At 54.5% G+C, this 20,324-nt stretch carries 20 protein-coding genes; 1 reads left to right on the top strand and 19 read right to left on the bottom strand.

Annotated features, from left to right (window positions below):
- Window positions 1-15: 15 nt before the first annotated feature.
- The 14 genes from H7849_RS13370 to H7849_RS13305 all read right to left on the bottom strand — a co-directional run bounded on the left by H7849_RS13370 (window position 16) and on the right by H7849_RS13305 (window position 14,911).
- The gene (locus H7849_RS13370) at window positions 16-1,704 is read right to left on the bottom strand and encodes a M1 family metallopeptidase (RefSeq protein WP_186739868.1); all 1,689 of its coding nucleotides are present in this window, start codon (window positions 1,702-1,704) and stop codon (window positions 16-18) included.
- Window positions 1,705-1,731: 27 nt separating this feature from the next.
- Window positions 1,732-4,482, bottom strand: coding sequence for a DUF5695 domain-containing protein (locus H7849_RS13365; RefSeq protein ID WP_186739866.1), 2,751 nt, complete (start codon window positions 4,480-4,482; stop codon window positions 1,732-1,734).
- An 82-nt stretch (window positions 4,483-4,564) separates the two neighbouring features.
- The gene (locus tag H7849_RS13360; RefSeq protein WP_186739864.1) at window positions 4,565-5,989 is read right to left on the bottom strand and encodes a trypsin-like peptidase domain-containing protein; all 1,425 of its coding nucleotides are present in this window, start codon (window positions 5,987-5,989) and stop codon (window positions 4,565-4,567) included.
- Complete coding sequence (locus tag H7849_RS13355) at window positions 5,986-6,378, bottom strand: efflux RND transporter permease subunit (protein WP_251106255.1); 393 nt, start codon at window positions 6,376-6,378, stop codon at window positions 5,986-5,988. Before H7849_RS13355 ends, H7849_RS13360 begins: the two co-directional genes overlap by 4 nt.
- Window positions 6,379-6,454: 76 nt before the next feature.
- Complete coding sequence (locus H7849_RS26850; RefSeq protein WP_251106816.1) at window positions 6,455-6,877, bottom strand: helix-turn-helix domain-containing protein; 423 nt, start codon at window positions 6,875-6,877, stop codon at window positions 6,455-6,457.
- A gap of 733 nt (window positions 6,878-7,610) precedes the next feature.
- Entirely contained in the window at window positions 7,611-7,970 is a 360-nt protein-coding gene (locus H7849_RS13345) for a cupin domain-containing protein (protein WP_186739860.1), read from the bottom strand.
- Between the two features lie 191 nt (window positions 7,971-8,161).
- Window positions 8,162-8,674 carry a hypothetical protein gene (locus H7849_RS13340; protein ID WP_186739858.1) on the bottom strand — a complete coding sequence of 171 codons (513 nt, stop codon included), beginning with the start codon at window positions 8,672-8,674 and terminating at the stop codon, window positions 8,162-8,164.
- 94 nt (window positions 8,675-8,768) lie between these two features.
- Window positions 8,769-9,023, bottom strand: coding sequence for a DNA-directed RNA polymerase subunit omega (locus H7849_RS13335; RefSeq protein ID WP_186739856.1), 255 nt, complete (start codon window positions 9,021-9,023; stop codon window positions 8,769-8,771).
- Between the two features lie 115 nt (window positions 9,024-9,138).
- Window positions 9,139-9,378, bottom strand: coding sequence for a hypothetical protein (locus tag H7849_RS13330; RefSeq protein WP_186739854.1), 240 nt, complete (start codon window positions 9,376-9,378; stop codon window positions 9,139-9,141).
- 229 nt (window positions 9,379-9,607) lie between these two features.
- Entirely contained in the window at window positions 9,608-10,876 is a 1,269-nt protein-coding gene (locus H7849_RS13325; protein WP_186739852.1) for a cupin domain-containing protein, read from the bottom strand.
- 189 nt (window positions 10,877-11,065) lie between these two features.
- Window positions 11,066-11,266, bottom strand: a complete 201-nt coding sequence (locus tag H7849_RS13320; RefSeq protein WP_186739850.1) for a LysR family transcriptional regulator — start codon at window positions 11,264-11,266, stop codon at window positions 11,066-11,068.
- 531 nt (window positions 11,267-11,797) lie between these two features.
- On the bottom strand, window positions 11,798-12,604 hold the full coding sequence (locus H7849_RS13315; protein WP_186739848.1) for a hypothetical protein: 807 nt from the start codon (window positions 12,602-12,604) through the stop codon (window positions 11,798-11,800).
- A gap of 60 nt (window positions 12,605-12,664) precedes the next feature.
- Window positions 12,665-13,864 (bottom strand): formaldehyde dehydrogenase, glutathione-independent, encoded by a 1,200-nt coding sequence (gene fdhA, locus H7849_RS13310; RefSeq protein WP_186739846.1) that lies wholly within the window; start codon window positions 13,862-13,864, stop codon window positions 12,665-12,667.
- Between the two features lie 102 nt (window positions 13,865-13,966).
- Window positions 13,967-14,911 carry an SDR family NAD(P)-dependent oxidoreductase gene (locus tag H7849_RS13305; protein ID WP_186739845.1) on the bottom strand — a complete coding sequence of 315 codons (945 nt, stop codon included), beginning with the start codon at window positions 14,909-14,911 and terminating at the stop codon, window positions 13,967-13,969.
- A 228-nt stretch (window positions 14,912-15,139) separates the two neighbouring features.
- Here H7849_RS13305 and H7849_RS13300 point away from each other — a divergent pair, with 228 nt between their 5' ends.
- Entirely contained in the window at window positions 15,140-15,568 is a 429-nt protein-coding gene (locus H7849_RS13300; RefSeq protein WP_186739843.1) for a hypothetical protein, read from the top strand.
- A 31-nt stretch (window positions 15,569-15,599) separates the two neighbouring features.
- On the opposite strand, the gene hypB is transcribed toward H7849_RS13300, so the two are convergent.
- The 5 genes from hypB to H7849_RS13275 are packed head-to-tail and all read right to left on the bottom strand — an operon-like array spanning window position 15,600 to window position 20,320.
- A complete protein-coding gene (gene hypB / locus H7849_RS13295) occupies window positions 15,600-16,298 on the bottom strand; it encodes a hydrogenase nickel incorporation protein HypB (RefSeq protein WP_186739841.1) in 699 nt (232 codons plus the stop codon).
- Complete coding sequence (locus tag H7849_RS13290) at window positions 16,264-16,602, bottom strand: hydrogenase maturation nickel metallochaperone HypA/HybF (RefSeq protein WP_251106814.1); 339 nt, start codon at window positions 16,600-16,602, stop codon at window positions 16,264-16,266. The genes hypB and H7849_RS13290 overlap by 35 nt, the downstream gene beginning before the upstream one ends.
- Window positions 16,603-16,630: 28 nt before the next feature.
- Window positions 16,631-18,910, bottom strand: coding sequence for a carbamoyltransferase HypF (gene hypF, locus H7849_RS13285; RefSeq protein WP_186739838.1), 2,280 nt, complete (start codon window positions 18,908-18,910; stop codon window positions 16,631-16,633).
- Window positions 18,910-19,149 (bottom strand): glutaredoxin domain-containing protein, encoded by a 240-nt coding sequence (locus tag H7849_RS13280; RefSeq protein ID WP_186739836.1) that lies wholly within the window; start codon window positions 19,147-19,149, stop codon window positions 18,910-18,912. Before H7849_RS13280 ends, hypF begins: the two co-directional genes overlap by 1 nt.
- Complete coding sequence (locus H7849_RS13275) at window positions 19,136-20,320, bottom strand: SIS domain-containing protein (protein ID WP_186739834.1); 1,185 nt, start codon at window positions 20,318-20,320, stop codon at window positions 19,136-19,138. Before H7849_RS13275 ends, H7849_RS13280 begins: the two co-directional genes overlap by 14 nt.
- Between the last annotated feature and the right edge of the window lie 4 nt (window positions 20,321-20,324).

Below are 20,324 nucleotides of genomic sequence, written 5' to 3'. Positions count from 1 at the left end.
ACCGGACATGAGGGGTCAGAGCTTTCTGATATTCACGTAGTATTGGTCTGTTGCCACATCGAAGTGCTCACTGTCAAGAGGAGTGTTCATGGCCTGCCATCGGGTGGTGACTGGTGTGATGATCTGCCAGTGGTTCTTATCGCCCACCTTTACTGGCATCGCAAATGCCGGTTCGTCAGCTTGCCAGCGGTATGCGACGGTGTGAGCCTGCGAATCAAAGCGCAGCTCGAGCGTGGGAATGGCAGCATGACGGAGATACTCGTTGAAGATGGGGGTTAGATTGCGGCCGCTATGTTTGCTGAAGTAGGCCGCGATGTCTGTGGTCATGATGGTCTGATATTTGAAGTGCTGGTAATAGTCATGTAGCAGGGCAAACCATTCATGATCATCATCGATAACGCTGCGCACGGTGTTAAGGAATAGACCGCCTTTCTTGTACTGGTCGACTGGCGGCGTGCAGACTGTGCCTTCTTCGCAAATCACGGGCTCGGCATTCTTCACATTTTCCTTGCCTGTGTTGATGTAGGTGATGGCGTCTCCCTTACCCCACATATATTCGACAAATACGGACTCGCAGTAATTCGCCCAGCCCTCATGGATCCACATGTCGGACCGGTCACGTGCGGTGATGCTGTTACCGAACCACTCGTGCGCGCTTTCGTGCACGATGATGAAGTCGAACCACGTGCCGATGCCGGTTTTAGGCCGTCCAAGGTAGCCGTTCTCGAAGTGATTTCCGTAGGTGATTGCCGTCTGGTTCTCAACGCCTGAATAGAGTGCTTCGATGAGCTTGTAGCCATCTCTGTAGAAGGGGTATTCGCCAAATGCATGCTCGAAAGCCTTGAGCATGTTCTTTGCCTGAAGGAACTGCCGCTTTGCTTTGTCCAGGTCTTCCGGAAAGACGTAATAGTCAAGAGTCAGCGGGCCATACTGATCGCTGTAGACATCGCTGAAGTGCTCATATTTACCGATGTTCAGCGAAACGTCGTAGTTGTTAATCGGATAGCTGACCGCCCAGTCCCAGCGCGTGAAGCCATCTCCAAGATCGGTCTTACGCTGAAGGCGTCCGTTGGAGACTTCAACGAGGTCGCTGGGAGCCTCGACACTGATGTCCATATTCTCAACTTCGTCCTGCCACTGGTCCTTATTCGGCCACCACACGCTGGCGCCCTCTTCCTCGCATGCGGTGTTTACCAGCGGCCGCCCCATTGGGTCGGGGCGGAAAACGAAGCCTCCGAACCGTCCCATCTCGACGGGATGGCCGGAATAGTAGAACTCAATGGTGTACGTGGTGCCCTTTTTCAGGGTCTCGGGAAAGTCGACATAAACAGTTCTGCCAGCCGCCCGTTCGTACTTGAGCGCACGCGTTGTGCCGCCCGCTTCATCGAGGACAATTTTGTCGATGTTGAAGGTTGGCACCAGATCGAGCTGGATACGCGTATCCGGCTTGAGCATGGCAAAACGAATGACATTTTTGCCGCTTAACATCTTTTGTGCCGGATCGACGCGCACGTCGAGGTGGTAGTAGAGCAGGTCGTTGTTGGCCCGGTAAGGACCGTAGGCTCCACGCAGGCGGTCGGCTTCACTTACTTCATGAGGGGCGCCGGCCGGAGCCTGCGCATGCGCCACGGGAAGGCAAGTTGGGACGGCCAGCAGGAGAGCGCATTGAAGAAGTTTGGCGGTATTGCGGAGCGAACTCGTCATTCTCAATTTCCTTGATAAGGCGTGCGGTTAGCTTCGAACGATCTCTACTTTCGCTTTTGAACTTCCGGCGGGAATGCGGATTCGCAGAGGCTTCTTGTCGTCGGGATGGAATGTGTTCGTTTCCTGGCCACAAATGACTTTGTAGCTCTGCTCCGGCAAGCCCGTGATTAAAAGCAGTGCCTCACCATTGGTTGTTGTCTCCGTCTCCAATGCGAAACGGAATTCCTGTTGATCGGTCGACCATTGGATGGGCTCTTCTTTGACGAAGCGCGCACCAGTCAATTCGAGATCGATCTGCTGTCCGGCTGTGCGCAGATGTAGACGCCGTCGGACGCCGTCGCGCGGGATGATGTGTAGCGACGTCTTCTCGGCGTACATCTCACCGCCGAAGCAGAAACGTCCGAAGACGGGGTCGTCCGCAACGATGGTCGCAGCGGTGCGGAGCGCGCCACAGTAGCCCAGATCTGTTTCGCAGGAGTAGTACCAGGAACCGCGGTGGTGAGGCTGTCCGAGCCAGGTCATGCCGTATGCTGCCGGCTCGAAGCCGCCGCCTGTGCCGCCATCGTTTGCTTTGCCCGGGAACCAGTAGCCGAAATCGCTCTCGTTCGTGCCTGTGTTCATCAGAGACCACGAACTGAGAAAGGAAGCATACCCCAGGCGAATGGTGGCGTCGGGCTCGCGGCGATCGTGCAGCGCGTGATTCAGGACGCCCCAGCCACCCATCGGTGACATGTAGCTCAGCGTGAAGGAGTCGCCAGCGCCGCCGCGATAGTCGCTGCCGTAGTAGTAATACGCCTTCTCGATGACTCCGCGGCAAAAGAGATTGGCGCGAATCTGAGTGACGGCGAAATTCTCGGCCGCCTGTGGAGTGATGCCTGGTGTGGTTGGGTGATCGAGCGCGTAACGCGCAATGGCCTGCGTTGACTCGAAGCCGGTGGAGTCAAATGCGTACTCCGATCCGAACAGGTTCGGGCCGCCGCTGACGAAGAATGCCACCTTCTTCTCCCAATGCGTGCGCAACTGCGCAGCCTCGTCGTGCTTGCCGACCAGATCGAGTTCTTCGATGAGTTGCGGTATGACGACTTCGTTATAGAAGCCCGTCTCGTATGCGGACCAGCCGGTGACGCGCATGGGAATGGTAAACATGCCGTTCGCCGTACCGTATGCCCGTTCCAGGTAAGTGGCGCGGTCCAACTTCATTTTCATTCCCGGATAATCGCGGGCGATGCGGTACATGCTGAGGTACATCACCACGATGTGCGGATAGTCGTATGGTCGCCAGATATGGCGCTTGCCCTTGTTGCCGGGATCGCTGCTGTCGCGGTTCTGCTTCCAGTCTGGGATGCCATAAATGCCGTAGCTATCCGTCTCTTCGGTGGTGCGCTGCAAGCCGCCCCAGACGAAGTGTTCAATGTAGTAGTCCAGCGCTTCGATCTCGGCCTGGTTGGGAAATTCGGCATTCTTGCTGGCAAGATGGGCGGGCTTGCTCAACCCTGGATCGTCGCAGGTGACCTCATAGATGCGCCAGCCTTTGATGCGGTCGTAGTTGTCTGGTCCCAGTTGAACCTGAGAGTCCATGTTCCACTCCGCGAGCAGACCGTTGTACCACTTGCTTGCATCGCGGACCTGATGCCTGGCAATAAACGCAGCGCGCTTGTGGATGAGCGTCTCCAGAGGCTCGGCGGAAAAAAACTCCAGCCGCGTGGCGCCTCCCGCGCCATGGTTCACAGTCAGCATGTTCTCGCCGAGGCGGTTGAATTTTACGCGGTAGAGCGTGCGCCCGTCCTTCTCGCCGAGGGAATCAATTGTCGTCTGTTCCGGATGCTCGGCAACGATGCTCTTGAGGGGATCATGCGACCGGACAGCGATGCAGGTGAACAGATTTGCCGGCACCGTCATGCCAGGTGCAATCTCGATATCGATTCCTCCCGCTTCCACCAGACGCTGTCGTACGCCTGCGTAGTCCGGCGCCCAGGCTAATTGGAAAGCGTACGTTCGATCAGCACCGGCTTTGCCAGCGGACGCCAGCGTGACGCTTGTACGTGGCTGGCGCCAGCGGCCTCCCGCTGCCTGTACCGATTCGCCTATGGCCACGGAGTGTATATAGGCGCGAAATGCCGGGCGCTGACCTTTTGTAGCAGGCGGAATGTGGTCCCAATATTCCAAGGATGTATCAGGTTCCGGCGTCATCACCAGATACGGGCCGACACTGTTCGAGCGCATCCAGAACAAGAACGAGCCGTGCCCGGAAATGAAGCTGTGCTTCAAGACTGAAGCGGTTGGAGGTTCTTTGTCGCTGAAGCTGGAGTGCATCGGCAACGGAAGCGCGATGTCGCCAATCTCGATAGGGTCGGAGGAATGGTTGGACAGGGCGATTGTCCAGCGGAGGATGCTGTTCTGAGGCTCCAGGCGAACGGCCACGTCGAGTACCTCGCCGCGATCGTCCAGCACATGGTACGTACCGGCAGAGTCTTTGGGTGAAGTGGCGTCTGCTGAGTGGAATTTCTGCCATGGGCCGTTGGGACGTCGCCATGCGATCTGGATGTGACCCAGCTTCTGCCCCGTTGCGATGTAGTTCGTTGGAAATGCATCGGCAGCAAAGCGGAGACTCGTCAGCGCACATCCGTCGAACTCAAGAAGGAACAGAGAAGCTGCATTGACAGCCTGTGCTGAAGCTTCCACCTCGGTGTTGTCCGCAGTCAGACCGAATGACGGAAAAGAAGTGCTGGCCGCAAAAGTGGCAGCTCCCAGCAAGAACTCACGACGGTTCGCGGCCATCGGCCACCTCGCTATAAATATAGTATCCAATTATGGATTCAAAAGAAGATTTGTCAATGCGAGGACGAATGGACGTCTTCTTTCACTCGATCTCGAAAGCGACGTATTGGATGACGCCCTGACGTTCGACTTCGAAAACCACGGCGTTGCCTGGTTTGAAGTTGACCAGGTCCTGGCGCAGGTGCGCTGTGTCGCTGACGGGCTTTCCGTTCATGGTGAGAATGAGGTCGCCCTGTTCAAGGTCCGCTAGTGTAGCCGGCTCGCCGCTGAGCAGACCGGCGACGAGAATTCCGGTCTTGGAGCGGGTTTGCATGGAATCGCTCAGCGGTCCTTTGAGATCGATGCAGAAGACGCCAAGCGATGCAATGAGATCGGTGCTGGGATTGATGAGATCGGAGAGACTGTCGACAGTTGGCGGCGCGTCGATAGGCATCACGGTAACTGTGACTGGCTGGCCGCTGCGCAGGATCTTCATTTGCATGGGAAAACCGCGTGGATGGAGGTACATGTAAGCCGTATATTTGGGCAGGGAATCGATGGGTATGCCATCGATGGCGGTGATGACGTCGCCACGATGCAAACCTGCAGTTTCTGCGGGACTGCCCGGGTCTGTGTCAGAGATGATCACGCCCCAATCCTGCGGGAGTTTCAGTCCGGAGGCGAGGTCGGGCGTGATAGTTTGCGCGTGCGCTCCGATGGTGATGGGATGAACACCGCCGTGCGCTTTGATTTCGTTATAGGCGAAGCGCACGACCGGTTCGGGAATGGCGAAGCCCAGGCCTTCGCTGCCTCCTCCAGAACTGAGGATGAAGGTATTAATCCCGATGAGGTTGCCATTGCGGTCGACAAGCGGGCCTCCGCTGTTGCCAGGGTTGATGGGGGCGTCGGTTTGCACGTAGACCATGGGGCGATCAAGTTCGGGTTGCCGTCCTATTGCGCTGACGATGCCTTTGGTGACGGTGTGATCGAGTCCCTGCGGTGCGCCGATGGCGAGAACGGATTGTCCTAGCCGAACGTGAAACTGCTCATTGGGTAGCGGCATTGCGGGGAGATTCTTTTCTTCGATTTTGATTACGGCCAGGTCGGCGTAGTGGTTCGTGCCAATGAGTTTGGCTTCGTAGACGCGCTGCTTGCGCGCAAGCGACGTGTGATAGGGCGCCATCTCAACCGTTGCGGGTGAGATGATGACACGGATGCGCACTGCTCCGTTGACAACGTGGTTGTTGGTGACGATGTAGCCGTCAGGGTCAACGATGACGCCCGAGCCCAACGAGCGCTGGCGTTGCAGCATCTGTGGAGTGCTGTTGTCGTCGTTGTGCTCGGGCACGCCGTAGCCGGTAACTTCTATTTCTACGACAGACTGCATGGCCTTCTCTGCTACGGCGTCGATGGCCTGATCGTAATCCTGCAGGATAGAAGGTGCGGCCGGCTGAGGTGACGGATTGGCCTGTCCCTGAAGATAGAGCGCGCTTGCAAATACAAAGGTAAGAACGATGCCGTGTCTCATTCGGGATGACTCGCTGATACGTACGGTTGATGATTAGGAAGACTTGATGGCTGTGAAGGAGTAGGCTCCTCGACTATACCCCACTCCAGTATCTTAAGGCCGAGAAAGAAGATCGCGTACATGACCGGCACATGAAGCTTGGTGACGACGGTTGCGATGAGCAGACCGCCTATTTGCGCGTAGCATAGAGGCTTCCATAGCGGCCCGCCGTGCAGCGCGAGAGGAAAGAGCGCAAGCGCCGTTGCGAAAACAGTGATGAGCACTGGGTGAAGCCGGAGAATGGCTACGTCGATGAGTTCGTTCTCGAAATCGTCCCCTGCAATGTGGCGTTCCTCAATGTAGTCGAAGAGGACGATAGAATGACTGACGATGACACCCACCAGCGACACCGAGGAATGCCATGAAGCTGAACGGCTCGCCCATGATCCATAACGCCAGGAAGGCTAGTGTCTGGAATGTCTCCGGCTAAAGGCATCTTCTATACTGGCCGGGTGTCAAGCCTACAAATTTTCGGAATGTAGTCGTGAACTGGCTTTGGTCTGCGAATCCACAGCGAAATGCAATTGCTACAAGTGACAAACTTAGATTCGCTAGTAGTTTGCGTGCATGCGCGATTCGTCGCTGCAAGACAAATCTGTGCGGGGTCATACCGACTGACTGGCGAAAAAGAGATACAAAGTAGTTGGGACTGACTCCTGCAATGTCAGCAAGGTCCTCAAGTCCAAGAGATCTATCGAGATTTTCCTCGATATATGAGCGCACTCTTCTCTCACGCGTTGGCCCAAGACCGCCTACGTATGCGGGACCTGTAGCGGATTTGGGACCATATGTTCGATACAAGTGAACCGCAATCACATTAGCGATCGACCCGATTAACAACTTGGACATGGTGCCCAATTTAGATTCACGATGAAGGACTTTTGCCATCTCGACGATGAAAGGGTCGCGCACCAAGAATGCAGGGGAGAGTTGTGGCACCCTGTCACCAAGCGAGTCCTGCGCGGCCCTATGAAAAAACTCGTCGTTTACATAGAGGTTCAACAGATTTGCGCGGCGATTCCAAAAAGTAGTATGCGCGACACCAGGGGGGATAATTGAAATGCAGTCACCACTGAGCTCTCGATGCTGAACGTTTCCGATAACACCGCGCCACTCTGCACGAATATAGGCCGGGTCGAAACCGACCATGATTTGCGTGCAAGTATGACTGTGTTCGCGCCAAAGAGTAGTCGGCTGTTCCGCGCAGTAAACACTATAGTCGGAGAGTTCATGCCACGCATGATTTTCAGGCAGAGGGTGCGCTAGTCCTGTAAGGATATGTTTTGATGCATTTACGTGCTCAGACATTTGTAACCTCAATATCTTTGGCAGAAAGATTCGGTCAGCTCAGGTCCCTTTAGGCAGAACAGCGAATTACACTGCAAAAGTTGATCCTTTGGAAGTGCAGGTCTTTGTCTACTGAGCCATCCATCTATATATGGATATGGCGTCAGCTGATGTTTCTCTTTGCGCGCGATGCCGCCGGAATCATATCGTGGCTATCAGCGCGGCAATTACCTCAGAGCCTATGAAACGTGAAGGCTTCACGGTTTCACCTTTGATTAAGTCAATAGACTGTGTGTTACGTTGACTCGAAAGTTCCAGATGTTTCCGGATCTTTGGTCCAAAAGTCATCAGGAAGATTGACGACGATTGGGTCCGGCGTACTTCGAACGACTATCCACCGGAAAGGATGATCGTCTGAAGGGTTCAGTTCCTGATGGGGCAGCCAACTTGGCACGTGCAGGAAGTCGCCAGCTCTGACCGTAACTGACTGTTTCCCACGATCTCCCCAGCGAACAAGGGCTTCGCCCTCCAGTACATAGACGATCGTCTCCTGCTCGCCATGATGGTGAATGCCTGTTTTTGCGGAGGGTTCCACCAAAAACAGTCCGGCCCACATCGAGGAGACGACGCCTTGCACAGCTGAGATTGCCGACATTCTCAGCGACCCTGACGTCTGCTGCGTTTGGGCGCTTAGTTCGGTCGGATGTACAACGGTTATGGAAGAAGAAGGATTATGTTGATGCGAACGCTTTAATTCCCTAGTCATGCCATTCCTCAATTATTAAAAGCGGGACCGTCAAAGTGCTCCGCGGTTAAGTAATGCACTGTGCATTACGGTGTTGGTCATTATGAAACAGCAAAACCAGCATCGGCACTTGCGACACAGTTGAGCGCAAGCACGCGAGCCATCATGACATCGTGGCGCGCGCATCTAAGACGAAGCGCGCACTCCTGCTCGGGCCAGCCTTCGAGGATCGTCATAACGTAGACAAAACGCTCGAATACGCCGAGTGCGCGAATTGCGCCAAAATGACTGTCCTCTCCTGGCTTTGCAATTCCTTCGACGCCGATGAATGAAAAGCTGTTCGTGGGTCCTGGAATCGGCATGACCAGTTGGATTGCATGCCTGATGATCACCCGCCGCGCCCATGACCGCGTACACTCTCTCAAGACACCGCCCTCGTCTACGCACTCTTCCAATGCGCGGAGAAAACATAGTTCAGCTTTGTCATTGTCGCCGGTTAGCAAGAGCGAGAGCAGGTACAGACTGGACATCTCGTCTGTGAAGATCTTGCAGAAGTCAGTTACGGTTGCGTATGGTGCAACGCTTTGGTCAACAAAGTGCGATGTCGTGAGCATATTTACCTCTTTCGCGCCTGACTCTCTGTCAAGTGAGCCGAGTGCTTTGAATCAGGAAGGTTGCGAGAAAGCAGAGCCATGACTGTGGCTCAGTTCAAGCAACGGACTGCTTTAAATGCGTGCCGTTTGACGGGACTTCGGCAACGGAAGAAACCACCTGCAACCGGGTGGCAGGTTGTTCTCCGGCCACGGGGTTCGCACGACTGAAGCGTACAAGTACGGCGTTCATCGTCTCCTGGATGCGAGTATTGGGTCGATGCAATTTGCGAGTTGCCTTCGCGGCCAGCTTCGTAAGCAGAAATTGGTTGGAAATGTGTGCCATTGCACCAAAGACGAGTTCAGAACGCATAGCATCCTCCGCTGACATTCACGTTTGATTTGCTCCTCAGTAGCCTTGACAGCTCCAATGCATTCGCCGGCCAAACTGGATCCGATAAAGTAGGTGTGCCCATCTCTGCAGTCTCCTATTTGTTGCGTATTGAAGGTTTGTTCCTGGATCGTGAGGCACGTGCCTTCGCAATCCCCGCTTCGATATAGGGCGGACAATTCGCCAACTCGAATCCACCTTTCATGTCGAAGGTGATCTTCCGCGTTTCTGCATCCAGCAGGGCCCGCAACCCATCCACCCGGCTCGACGCGGAGCCTGCCGCTGAGGAAAACGTCACAGCAGCCTGGCTCTCAGAAATGGTCTGAATCTTCCACATGACATTGGCAACGAGTCCGCCTCAAATTAGGCCTGCGGTGTTCTGATCGGCCGAGGCGAAATCTTGCCATCGTAAAGTGCAAGCGAGGGGCCAAAAGGATTGTGCTGCAGTATCAATCGCTTACCGGCCCCGCGGCGCACATGAATATTCGGAAATTCACGAATATTCGTGAGTGCCGACGGCGGGTCGACACCTCTTGTTGCATTCCAGGTAGAGAATGCGAGAGGGATTACCCGGCGATGATGGGCTGCTTCTCCCTAGGAATCTTCTTAAGAGCCGACTCATCGAGATTCAAGTGAGCGGCCGCCATTTCCGGAGGCATACGACCGATCCAGTTGTTCAATGAGAAGTCCACGAAGTGCGGCGACTTGAACATTTCGAGAAAGACAACATCTGTGTTGCCAATGTTCTCGATGTAGTGGCCTGCGACAGGGGGAACATAACCAACATCGTTTGCGTTGAAGTCCATTGTCCGCGCTCGTCCTTCAGGCATCACGATCGTCATGCGAGCTTTGCCTGCGAGCCAGAACTGCCACTCCGCCGCGTTGGGATGCCAGTGCAACTCGCGCATTGCTCCGGGCTTTAATTTGACCAGGGCAGCCGCGACACTGGTGCTGACTGGGAAGTTGCTCGAGTCCACAATGCGGACCTCACCGCCAGCACTCTGCACGGTCGGCGGCATCGATCCCATCTTGAAGGTGTACTGCTGAGGCGCAGCGATGCTGCTTCCTCCAATGGCTGCCCGGTCGGCAGCGAGAGAACGGGGCAGGCTCGCAGAGAAGATATAAAGCTGTTCCTTGGGGAGCTTCGCGATATCACTCGATGAAAGGCGGGAATTCTTTTTCAGAACCTCTGGTGGAACATGCGCAACGAACTCAGAGATTAGAAAGGTATTGTCTTCCGAAAACATGCCTTGATCAAATACCAATAGAAACTGGCACCCGTCGGGTCCGAGTCCCTGAATGGAATGGGGGTAGCCTGCCGGGAAGAACCAAAGGTCCCCTTCACTTACATCATCGATGAACATGGTTCCATCGGGGTTCATCACCGTGACGCGAGCGTTCCCATACTCCATGATGGCCCACTCGTCAGCAGTATGCCAGTGCAACTCGCGGAAACTTCCGGATGTAAGCCGCATATTCACACCAGCAAGGTCTCTGGAGGGCGGAAGCTCTCGCTGTGTTACCTGATGGGTCCAGCCGCCCTCTTCTACACGCTTGCGCGCGAGATCAAAGGAATACCAGATCGGCCCAATATCGCCGTGGTCGGTGGGTGGAGGCGTGTTGCTGTTAGGGTTGAGCCCGAGCAAAAGCTTGTTTTCGGGGCCCGGATCGCTTGACGAGTGATCGCCCTCTGCTCGGGTTGTGTCCTCGCGCTGCTGGGCGTTCGCTGCCAAACCTGATAGCGCAGCGGTTGCCAGCGCAGCTGATCCGACACTCACGAAACTGCGCCGAGATACCCCGTCGGCAAACGGTCTCTTATCATTCTGGTCGTTCATTGCTCTTTCTCCCTGGCTGTTCCAATGGTGAAGTGCTGATCGAGGCTATCGCACTCTCATGCTCTATCTGAATGAATGGATAGGGCCGAGCAGTAATTAGCTTCATCGTATTATGTGTATTCAGTAATTAGCATTTCTTATTACTAGATCTTTATCGACGAGTCGACATTGCACTGATGTATGGCGGCTTCAAATCTTCTTGCAAAGATTACGCGCGACGGAGACGAAGTGATTGACAAGAGGCGAGCTATTTCCCGCACCGAGCTCCTCTTCAAGTTTCTGGACCTGACCACTCAGAGAAGGTTGCGAGATATGAAGCTGGTTTGCAGCGCGCACAAAGCTTAACTGAGATGCTACGGAAACGAACGATTTCAAATGCTTTAATTCCACTTCATTCCTCGTCTCACGAGTACTATCCCTATCATTGCAACCGCGAAATGCTTTGGAGTCCAGTAGCTGTTCCTACGAACATTCTCAGCTTCGATGGAGTTCCGAATCCTTGGGTCAGTGACTTTTGCTTCAGATCCCTTTCAGTGCATCGCACGTTCTATATCGCGCTTTCTCTTTTCAGCCTTGTCTTTTGCTCGAAATTGCGATCCTAAAATTCAGCCGGGGTGGCCTCGCCACTTACGATGAAAAGAACCTGCAGGTGAACCTGTGGTGGATGATCGAGGTTTGTTGTTGACAAGCAGTTCGATGGAAGGAAACAACCTTGGCGACCAGATGCTGATTCTGGAGCTGTAGATCTTCAAACCACTACGCCGGGTATAGAGTCCATCTTCAAGACATTTAACCCATCTAGTAACTTTGCCCGGGCGAAGTGAAGACGCGGCATAGTGTGGATGAGATGGTTGTACCTGCGATCGCCGAGAGAGGGAACAGCGATTTCCGAAACTGCTTCGTCGCGAAGCTTACACTGCTTTATAACGTGATATAGGTGTACTTGCCTTCGGCCTGCAACAGGGCAATGGCGGAGCCCATCGATGCAACAACAAGAACCCCTGGAACGGTATGCGCCAGTATCTCATGAACGATCTCCTCCGGATCCTTTGACCAGTTGTTTCGTTTCGTCAAGACGCGCGCCTGTTCTTCCAATGCAGTATGGCAACTGAGGAACTGTACCCCCCTAGATTGCAGGGTCTCGATGCTCGTGTCCTGATAAAGGGAGTTCTTATCATTCACACTGCTTGGGGCATCGTTTTTGGTATTCAGAGTAGTTTTGTAGAAGGGGTTTCTTATCGCGGGTTTGTCCGTTACCGGATCGGTCACCTTCAACCACGCGCCGATTTCATACTTTTCCCAGATGAAATCGTCATAGTTGAGCATGTTCGCAGGACCATGCAGTGCGGCAACGATTTTGATTTGATGTTCTGGAATATTGAAACCAAAGCGCAGGCCGTTGAGCGAATTCTTAACATTGTTCAGAAACTTCCCATCGCCGATCTGGATGACATCAAACATCTGTTTAATGCGGGCTGGATCTTTCACCAGCTTTTCAAACTCGGCAAGCTTCCAGTCTTCAGCTTTCCATACGAGTTGTGCCTCAGCTTCTCTGGAGATGCTTCCAAATGCACCGAGCGCTGCGATGCCAGCAGTCGCGGTCGATACAAATGATCTGCGAGTTATATTTTGCATGGTTGTTGTCCCGAGAAACGTTCGGTTGCTAGCCTGCGTACTTGCGGAGTTTAGTGTCCGACTTGCGAATGTTTCGTCCAGATGCAGAACCACTTCACGAAGTGGCTCTGCCTTGTTCTATTTGCTCTCTGGCAGTTTGTACCTTACCTGAGATCAGGCAGTTTTCTTGAGCAATCCGTGCGGATCGAGGATGAACTTCTTCGCTACCCCTGAATCGAAGTCCTTGTAACCTTGTGGCGCATCGTTCAAGGAAATGACCGTAGCGTTGACGATTTTCGCAATCGGCAGCCGATCGTAGAGAATCGCCTGCATGAGAGCGCGGTTGTACTTGAGTACGGGTGTCTGTCCGGTGTAGAAGCGATGAGACTTTGCCCATCCCAAACCGAATCGCATGCTCAGGGAGCCATTTTGTGCCGCCTGATCTTTGGAGCCCGGGTCTTCGGTGACATAAAGCCCAGGAATACCAATACCGCCTGCGGCGCGCGTGATCGACATTAGTGAATTGAGCACTATGGCCGGGGCTTCAACCGTGTGTTGTGCTCCATGTCCCTTTGCCTCAAAACCGACAGCATCGATTGAGGCATCGACTTCGGGTACTCCCAACACGTCTTCAATCAAGTCCTCCAGCTTAGCATTCTTGCTGAGATCGATCGGCTCGAAACCAACCGACTTCGCATGCGCGAGGCGTTCCTGATTCATATCTCCGATCAATACTGCTGCGGCGCCGAGGATTTGGGCAGAAGCCGCAGCTGCTAATCCAACGGGACCTGCTCCCGCGATATATACGGTAGAACCAACTCCGACACCCGCAGTGACCGCACCGTGAAAGCCAGTAGGGAGAATATCGGAAAGCATGGTCAGATCGCGGATCTTTTCAAGAGCCTGCGCCTTGTCAGGGAACTTGATCAAATTGAAATCCGCATAAGGAACCATGACATATTCTGCCTGTCCGCCGACCCAGCCGCCCATATCGACATAACCATACGCGCCGCCAGCTCGGCTTGGATTGACATTGAGGCAGACTCCGGTTTGTTCTTCTCTACATGTCCGGCAGCGGCCACAAGCTACATTGAAGGGGACGGTCACCAGGTCGCCAATCTCGAGATACTCGACGTCTTTGCCTTTTTCGACCACCTCACCAGTGATTTCGTGACCAAGCACAAGCCCTTTGGGTGCAGTCGTGCGACCACGCACCATGTGCTGGTCCGAGCCGCAGATATTGGTTGATACGACCTTCAGGATCACTGCATGTTCAATCTTTTTTCCCGCTGGATTTTCGAATTTCGGGTAGTCGATGGATTGCACTTCGACACGATTCGGACCGAGGTAAACGACACCGTGATTGCTAGCCATATATGTGCTCCTTGCTTCGTTGTATCTGCTTCAGAACGCGCCTATTGCTCAGGCGCGCCAAATTCCTGCGGCATTGATTCAGTCGTCCGCGTTTGACATTATTTATGCGGCATTGTTTGCGCTGTCGCCACCCGTGACATCATACGTAGCGCCGGAGACCATCCGTGAGGCATCGGACGCGAGGAATACGACGACAGGCGCCAAATCTGCGGGATCGATCCAAGGCACTCGGAGCGGTGATCGCGTTTCGAGTATCTTCTTCGCGGCTTCTTCGTCTTTCTGCAGGTCGTTGGTTGGCACTCTGCCGGCAATTTCGAGTACTTGCGCAAAGCGTTCTTCATGCCTAGTCAAAGGCGTGTCAATCAGTCCAGGCACGAGCGCGTTCACTGTGATCTTGTATTTGCCGAGTTCCAGCGCAGCCGACTTCATTAACCCGATGATGCCCCACTTAGAAGCTGAATACGCTGCTCCGTACATCGTTCCGTGTCGCCCCTGCGTGGAGGTAGTGAGAATAATGCGGCCAGTTCCTTGCCTCACCATCGCGGGCGCAAAAGCACGGATTGCGTTTGCCGTCCCGCTTAGGTTTACATCAATCTGAATATGCCAATCGGGGTCTTCCATTTCGAGCAACGGCCTGAAGGCTTGAATCCCGGCATTTGCGAACAGGATGTCGATTCTCCCGAAATATTGCTCGATCTTTGCCGCGGTCGCACGAAGTGCCGGCAGATTGCGTTGATCAACCACGAAGCCTTCCCACTTTCCGCCTGCTGCCTGGACGAGGCGGCCGGTCTCATCGAGATCTTCCCTGGTTGCTGGCGTCACGCCTGACCGGGGATCGACCGTTGCACAGATATCGATTCCTGCAATGGTGGCTCCGCTTCGCGCCAGGCCGATTGCCGCAGCTCTTCCGATGCCTCGCGCAGCGCCTGTCGCGACCGCTACCTTGCCTCTGAGGATATTCGCCCAGGCAGCGTCGGACTCTCCTGTCTGCTCCTCTGCATTAGCCGAAAATGCGGCAGCCGCCAGTGCGGCGGACCCAACTCCCATAAAGCTCCTCCTGGATATTTGCTGATTCGATGGTGCTATATCCACGTGATCACTCATTCTCCTGTCCCTCCACATCAGTACAAGCCTGAGTTTCGCCCAACGCTATGTTCCTCGTCCTTTCAATATCTCGGAAAAATTGCGAAAACTTCGGGGCAAATCTCTCTTTTCGCATTGGGCTTTCGCTTGTGGGGAGACTTCTGCTCTTGCCGTGCGCCAGGCCTTATCTTGATGAATACCACTTACTACTGGCGCGCTAATGCCTCAAACCTCTTGTCGATGGATTTTCTACAGATCGTCCGCTCTAGTCTCAGCCAGGGTGGAGTTTGCTATTACAACACCACTTGGTCTGACGCAGCGCAGACCACTGCTATGGCTGTATTCCCGTATGCTCTGCGCGTAGCGAACTTTATTGCAGCCAGCGACAGCCCCATCATGCTTGACAAACTGCGCTGGCAAAACGTGCTGACTAGCTACCGAAGTGACGGCCGTCCCGTCTTCACTCTTTCTGATCCCAAACAGAAGATGCGAGTCAACGAGGTTCTGAACATGGATGAGAAAGAGCCGCACCTTTTTGTATCTCGCCAGAGTATGCTCGAACGATTCAAAGGCACTCGTCTGATCACTGATGACAACATAGGAGAGGAGCGGAGCCATTAACACGTGTTAATCAGAAGCGTCGGTTCCGATTTTAAAGCCCGCTTCTCAAAGCTGGATCTAGTTGTGGAAATTCGCTGCGCCGGTCCACGAAAAATTGCAGAACTTCTTGCAATCCGAAATTGGTTTTTGCTGAGACAGAATAGCAGTGCATTCCCGGACGGACGGCCTGAATATTGGCCCTGAGCCCGGCCTCGTCGAATTCAACGGCTCGAGCCAAATCTATTTTAGTGATTATTGCAACATCAGCGCTGTTGAAGATGGTTGGATACTTTAACGGTTTATCCTCGCCTTCGGTGACGGAGAGCAGGACGAGGCGCAGATTCTCCCCCAAGTCATATGAAGATGGACAAACTAAATTTCCAACGTTCTCGATGAAAAGAAAATCGAGAGGGCCAATTTCCCAACCGTTGAGAGCCCTTTCGACCATCGCTGCTTCCAGGTGACATAGGGTCCCTGTGTTTATCTGTCTCACCGGAGCCAGGCTACGTGCCAGCCGTACAGCGTCGTTCTCTGTGGCGAGGTCGCCTACCAGCGCGGCTACGCGATATTTGCAGCGCAGGAAAGTAAGCATTTTTTCCAGAAACGCAGTCTTGCCTGCGCCTGGGCTGGAAACGAGACTGACAACAAATATCCCGTCATTGCGAAAACGATCACGCAGCACTCGAGCAATCTGGTCGTTTTGCTTCAGGACATTTTTACGCACTTCCAGCAAGCGTGGTTCGGCGTTCATCTCGTACCTCCAGGCCCGTTATCATCAATTCTTTTCCGTGAATCACCTCTGAAGCTGGCACGCCGCACGTGGGACAGTAGAACCACTGCATGGATGTCAATGTCTTCCGTGTTTTGCAAGCTGGGCAATATACTTCGATCGGAACCTCGCGTATTACCAGCCTCGACCCTTCTAGCGGGGTACCGTTGCACGCGATCTGATAGGAAAAAAGCAATGCCTCTGCGACAACGCCGGACAGTGGGCCAAGATCCAGATGAACGGCGTCAATTGTGACCTGGCGAAATTTGGCCTCTTCAAGCGCCATGTCTGCAATGCTCATTGCGATGGAGAGCTCATGCATAACACTCTCCGTCGTTGGCGTTTTGTTGGAATACAGCGATTGCAGCCTGCCCAAGACTGATTCCACCGTCATTCGACGGGACCGCATGGTTGGTCCAAGCTCGAATCTTTCCCACATCAAACAGCGGCTTCAGATCCTCGAGTAGCAAACTATTCTGGAAAACGCCTCCCGACAGGACGACGGTGCGAATATCTCGTTCCTCACAGATTGTCCTAATGGATGTCCATAGACCCTGAGCAAAGCCGAGTTGAAATGATCGAGCAATCTCCTTTATCGGGCGTCCGCGAAGACGGTCGCGGATGACAGCAGTAAGCAGCGGGCGGAAGTCGAGCTCGTTCTCGGCGAACGGAAAAGGATAATTATCCGCAGGCGGCAGGTTTCGCGCCAACTGCTCGAGCCAAATTGCGGCCTGCCCTTCAAAGGTGATTTCTCTTACGAAACCGAGCAAGGCTGCCACGGTATCGAAGAGTCGGCCGGTCGACGTCGTGGGGAAAGCGCGCACGCCGCGGCGCACGAGTTGTACAGCGCTCTGATAGCGTGAGTTGAATCCAAACGGAGGCGCAGTCAGGTCTGGAAGATCGTCAAGCTGTGAAAGAAAGCCGGCTGCGGCCTGCATCGGATATTGAGCCGCCGCATCTCCACCGGGCAAAGATGCTTGACGAAGATGCGCGACGCGCTGGAAACCTCGCTGCAGGCTGCCAACGAATATTTCTCCGCCCCATATCATTCCGTCGTCTCCGTATCCTGTGCCATCGAGGCTGACACCAACAACGGTTTCCTCCCATTCGCCTCGTTCAGCAAGAACCGATGCAACATGAGCGCGATGATGCTGTACGGCGAACCGATTCATAACCGGCAAAGAGAGAGCATGCGCGGTCGATGCGTACTGAGGATGGCAATCGTGCACGAGCAACAGATCATGCCATCGCACGTCATACATCGAGACGAGGTCCTTCACTGTTTCTTCGAAGGCGCGGAACGCCTGGTAGTGATCAAGATCGCCGAGGTGCTGGCTTACGAATGCTTGTCCGTCAACGACAAGAGTGATCGTATTCTTGAGGTCCGCGCCTAGAGCGAGCAGCGGACGTTTTGTCGGGAGTACAGCAACTGCACCCGGTGCGTAGCCACGCGCTCGTCGCAAAATCACAGGGCCGAACGGCCCGACACAAGCAACGGAATCATCGACCCGTCGCGCGATAGGTCGCTCTCCGACAAGAAAAGCATCCGCGATTCCTCTAAGCCGATCGAGGGCATCGTCATCTTCATAAGCAATGGGCTCGCTTGAACGGTTTGCACTGGTCATGACCAGCGCTTCTGGAGCACCTGCGGCGAAGAGAAGATGTTGCAGCGGAGTATAGGGCAGCATTACTCCGAGCTCATCGTTCTCAGGAGCGACTCCGGCAAGCTCCAATCTCCGAGGGGCGAGAACAATTGGGCGCGCACTTGATATAAGCAGAGCTTCAGTATCCGAAGAAATATGAATGAGACTGCGCGCCACTTCAAGGTCCCGCGCCATCACAGCGAATGGTTTTTCTTTCCTGAACTTTCGTTCCCGGAGTGCAATACTTGCTTCTGGGTTTCGCGCATCGGAGGCAAGGTGATAGCCTCCAAGCCCCTTGATCGCGACAATTTTGCCTTCGTTGAGCAACTGTGCTGCGCGCGTGATCGCTGCCGAACCGTCAGTGATCGGCATCGACCCTTCGAGAAGAAAATAATTCGGGCCGCACGCAGGACACGCTACAGGTTGCGCGTGAAATCGACGGTTCGCAGGATCCTGGTACTCATCGCTGCAGTAGCTATCCATCGGCCACCCCCGCATGGTGGTATTGGGCCGGTCGTAAGGCAATGCGATGATGACGCTGTAGCGAGGGCCGCAATTGGTGCAATTGATATATGGATAGTGGTAGCGCCGATCGGACTGACCAAAGAGTTCAGTGAGACACTCCTCGCACACGGGTAGATCAGGGGAAACACGAACGGTCGGCCTGTCCTTCCGCTCGCTCTCCCGGATCGCGAATCCGGTCAAGCCTTCGCATAACGCAGGTTCGACTTCGAACTCAGCAAGTTCAGCCGCCGGCGGGGGCTGTGCTCGCATTTCTCGAACGAATGCGGCCATGTCCTGCTCGGTACCCTCAAGATGAATCTCAACTCCTCGCTCACCATTGAGGACCCAGCCCTTCAACGCATTTGCCTGCGCTAGTCGATAAACAAAGGGGCGGAAGCCGACGCCCTGTACCACTCCGCGTACACGAATCGAGCAGGCAGTCGCCATCACGACCCCGAACCCACAACGCAGCCATGGCCGCGCCAACCAACCTGAATCACTTCGCCGTCTTCGACAAGCACCGGAACAGTGTGGAGGGATCTGTCGAGAGAGCGCATGCGCTCTCTCGCGTCCGCGTCCGACTCAATGTCATATTCCACAAAATCGCGACGGGTCCACTCCAACCATTCGCGCAATTCCTTGGTGTAGGGACAGCTGGCGCTGCCGTAAAGCTCAAGCTTCGCCATGAGCGAGCACCTCCAGAGTGTCGCGGATGACGTGATAGGCGGAAGCCTGCACCTCCTGGATACGCGGGATGTAATCGCTGTGAACAATAATGGGAAAGTCGGCGAGGCCGCGGCGGTAGATTTCCCCTCCGTCATAGCCAAGAAGAGCAATCGTTAACAGCCCGCGCTTGCGTGCTTCTTCAAGCGCCATCACGATGTTGCGAGATCCGCCGCTAGTTGATATCCCGATTGCAACATCCTGCGGCGCGGCTTGTGCAATCAGCTGCCGCAGAAAGATCACATCGGTACCTACGTCGTTGGCGAGCGCAGTGATGTTAGCCGGTTCCATCGAAAGCGAGATCGCCGGAACCGGACGAAAACCAAGCGGTGGGATTACGCAGTCGAGTGCCCAATCATTCGCGTCGGTCGCCGATCCTCCATTGCCAAAGAGGATCAGTTTCCCGCCTTTTGACAAACGCTCATGGATTGTTCTTGCTGCATTGCCGATTTTCTCGGCCTGTTCTTTTGCCAAATGGGTTCGTAGTTCCGCATCGTCGCGGACCTTCATTTGAATCGACGTGGCGACCTCTTCAACGACATCAGTCGTTTCCTGTTTTTCCTGTCCAAGAAACGGGTAGAGAAATGCCGCCTGGCCAACGTCCTGGCCGAGTTGGCGGTGCTCAAAGAATACGTGCACTGTCTCCCAAAGTGTGTGATAGAAGATCTCGATCAGCTCCTGATGGATAAATGAATCCTGCGTCACCGGCTCGAGTGCATACGAGGCCTCATTTCCGGGAAGGGCGAGTGTCATTGCTTTTCGCGCGTGCGCTGATCTCAAAGCAGCAAGAACTTCGGGATCACCTTCGGGAGGACCAAACCCCATCACGATGTCTTCGGGTCGGAGAATTGTTTCGAGCCACGGCTGGAATGCCATGGAAAGATCAAGCGCGGGAAGAGCTCGCTTGCCTACGATCACCGGGTGAACGAATTCGACTGAAACATGCTGCGCATCCGTTGTGTAAGGGCCTCGACCAAATGCAAGCAAACGCCCGCCCTGGAGGAAACGCTCCGACATCTCGCGACAAGCTTCCGCGAGAGGCATTGCTTCCCGTGAAAAGAACTTCTCAAAAATCTGATTGCGCATGAGCAGCCGTTCTTCGATCCGCGCCGCCAGTTTGCAAGCCGTCTGCATAGCC

Origin of the sequence: Alloacidobacterium dinghuense, assembly GCF_014274465.1 — a bacterium.
GTDB classification, from domain to species: Bacteria; Acidobacteriota; Terriglobia; order Terriglobales; family Acidobacteriaceae; genus Alloacidobacterium; species Alloacidobacterium dinghuense.
This window is presented reverse-complemented; position numbering and strand designations above follow the sequence as displayed.

Coding starts and splice junctions, on each gene's coding strand:
- H7849_RS13370 (WP_186739868.1), bottom strand. CDS start 1,704: ATGACGAGTTCGCTCCGCAATACCGCCAAACTTCTTCAATGCGCTCTC.
- H7849_RS13365 (WP_186739866.1), bottom strand. CDS start 4,482: ATGGCCGCGAACCGTCGTGAGTTCTTGCTGGGAGCTGCCACTTTTGCG.
- H7849_RS13360 (WP_186739864.1), bottom strand. CDS start 5,989: ATGAGACACGGCATCGTTCTTACCTTTGTATTTGCAAGCGCGCTCTAT.
- H7849_RS26850 (WP_251106816.1), bottom strand. CDS start 6,877: ATGTCCAAGTTGTTAATCGGGTCGATCGCTAATGTGATTGCGGTTCAC.
- H7849_RS13345 (WP_186739860.1), bottom strand. CDS start 7,970: ATGTCGGCAATCTCAGCTGTGCAAGGCGTCGTCTCCTCGATGTGGGCC.
- H7849_RS13340 (WP_186739858.1), bottom strand. CDS start 8,674: ATGCTCACGACATCGCACTTTGTTGACCAAAGCGTTGCACCATACGCA.
- H7849_RS13335 (WP_186739856.1), bottom strand. CDS start 9,023: ATGCGTTCTGAACTCGTCTTTGGTGCAATGGCACACATTTCCAACCAA.
- H7849_RS13330 (WP_186739854.1), bottom strand. CDS start 9,378: ATGTGGAAGATTCAGACCATTTCTGAGAGCCAGGCTGCTGTGACGTTT.
- H7849_RS13325 (WP_186739852.1), bottom strand. CDS start 10,876: ATGAACGACCAGAATGATAAGAGACCGTTTGCCGACGGGGTATCTCGG.
- fdhA (WP_186739846.1), bottom strand. CDS start 13,864: ATGGCTAGCAATCACGGTGTCGTTTACCTCGGTCCGAATCGTGTCGAA.
- H7849_RS13305 (WP_186739845.1), bottom strand. CDS start 14,911: ATGGGAGTTGGGTCCGCCGCACTGGCGGCTGCCGCATTTTCGGCTAAT.
- H7849_RS13300 (WP_186739843.1), top strand. CDS start 15,140: ATGAATACCACTTACTACTGGCGCGCTAATGCCTCAAACCTCTTGTCG.
- hypB (WP_186739841.1), bottom strand. CDS start 16,298: ATGAACGCCGAACCACGCTTGCTGGAAGTGCGTAAAAATGTCCTGAAG.
- H7849_RS13290 (WP_251106814.1), bottom strand. CDS start 16,602: ATGGCGCTTGAAGAGGCCAAATTTCGCCAGGTCACAATTGACGCCGTT.
- hypF (WP_186739838.1), bottom strand. CDS start 18,910: ATGGCGACTGCCTGCTCGATTCGTGTACGCGGAGTGGTACAGGGCGTC.
- H7849_RS13280 (WP_186739836.1), bottom strand. CDS start 19,149: ATGGCGAAGCTTGAGCTTTACGGCAGCGCCAGCTGTCCCTACACCAAG.
- H7849_RS13275 (WP_186739834.1), bottom strand. CDS start 20,320: ATGCAGACGGCTTGCAAACTGGCGGCGCGGATCGAAGAACGGCTGCTC.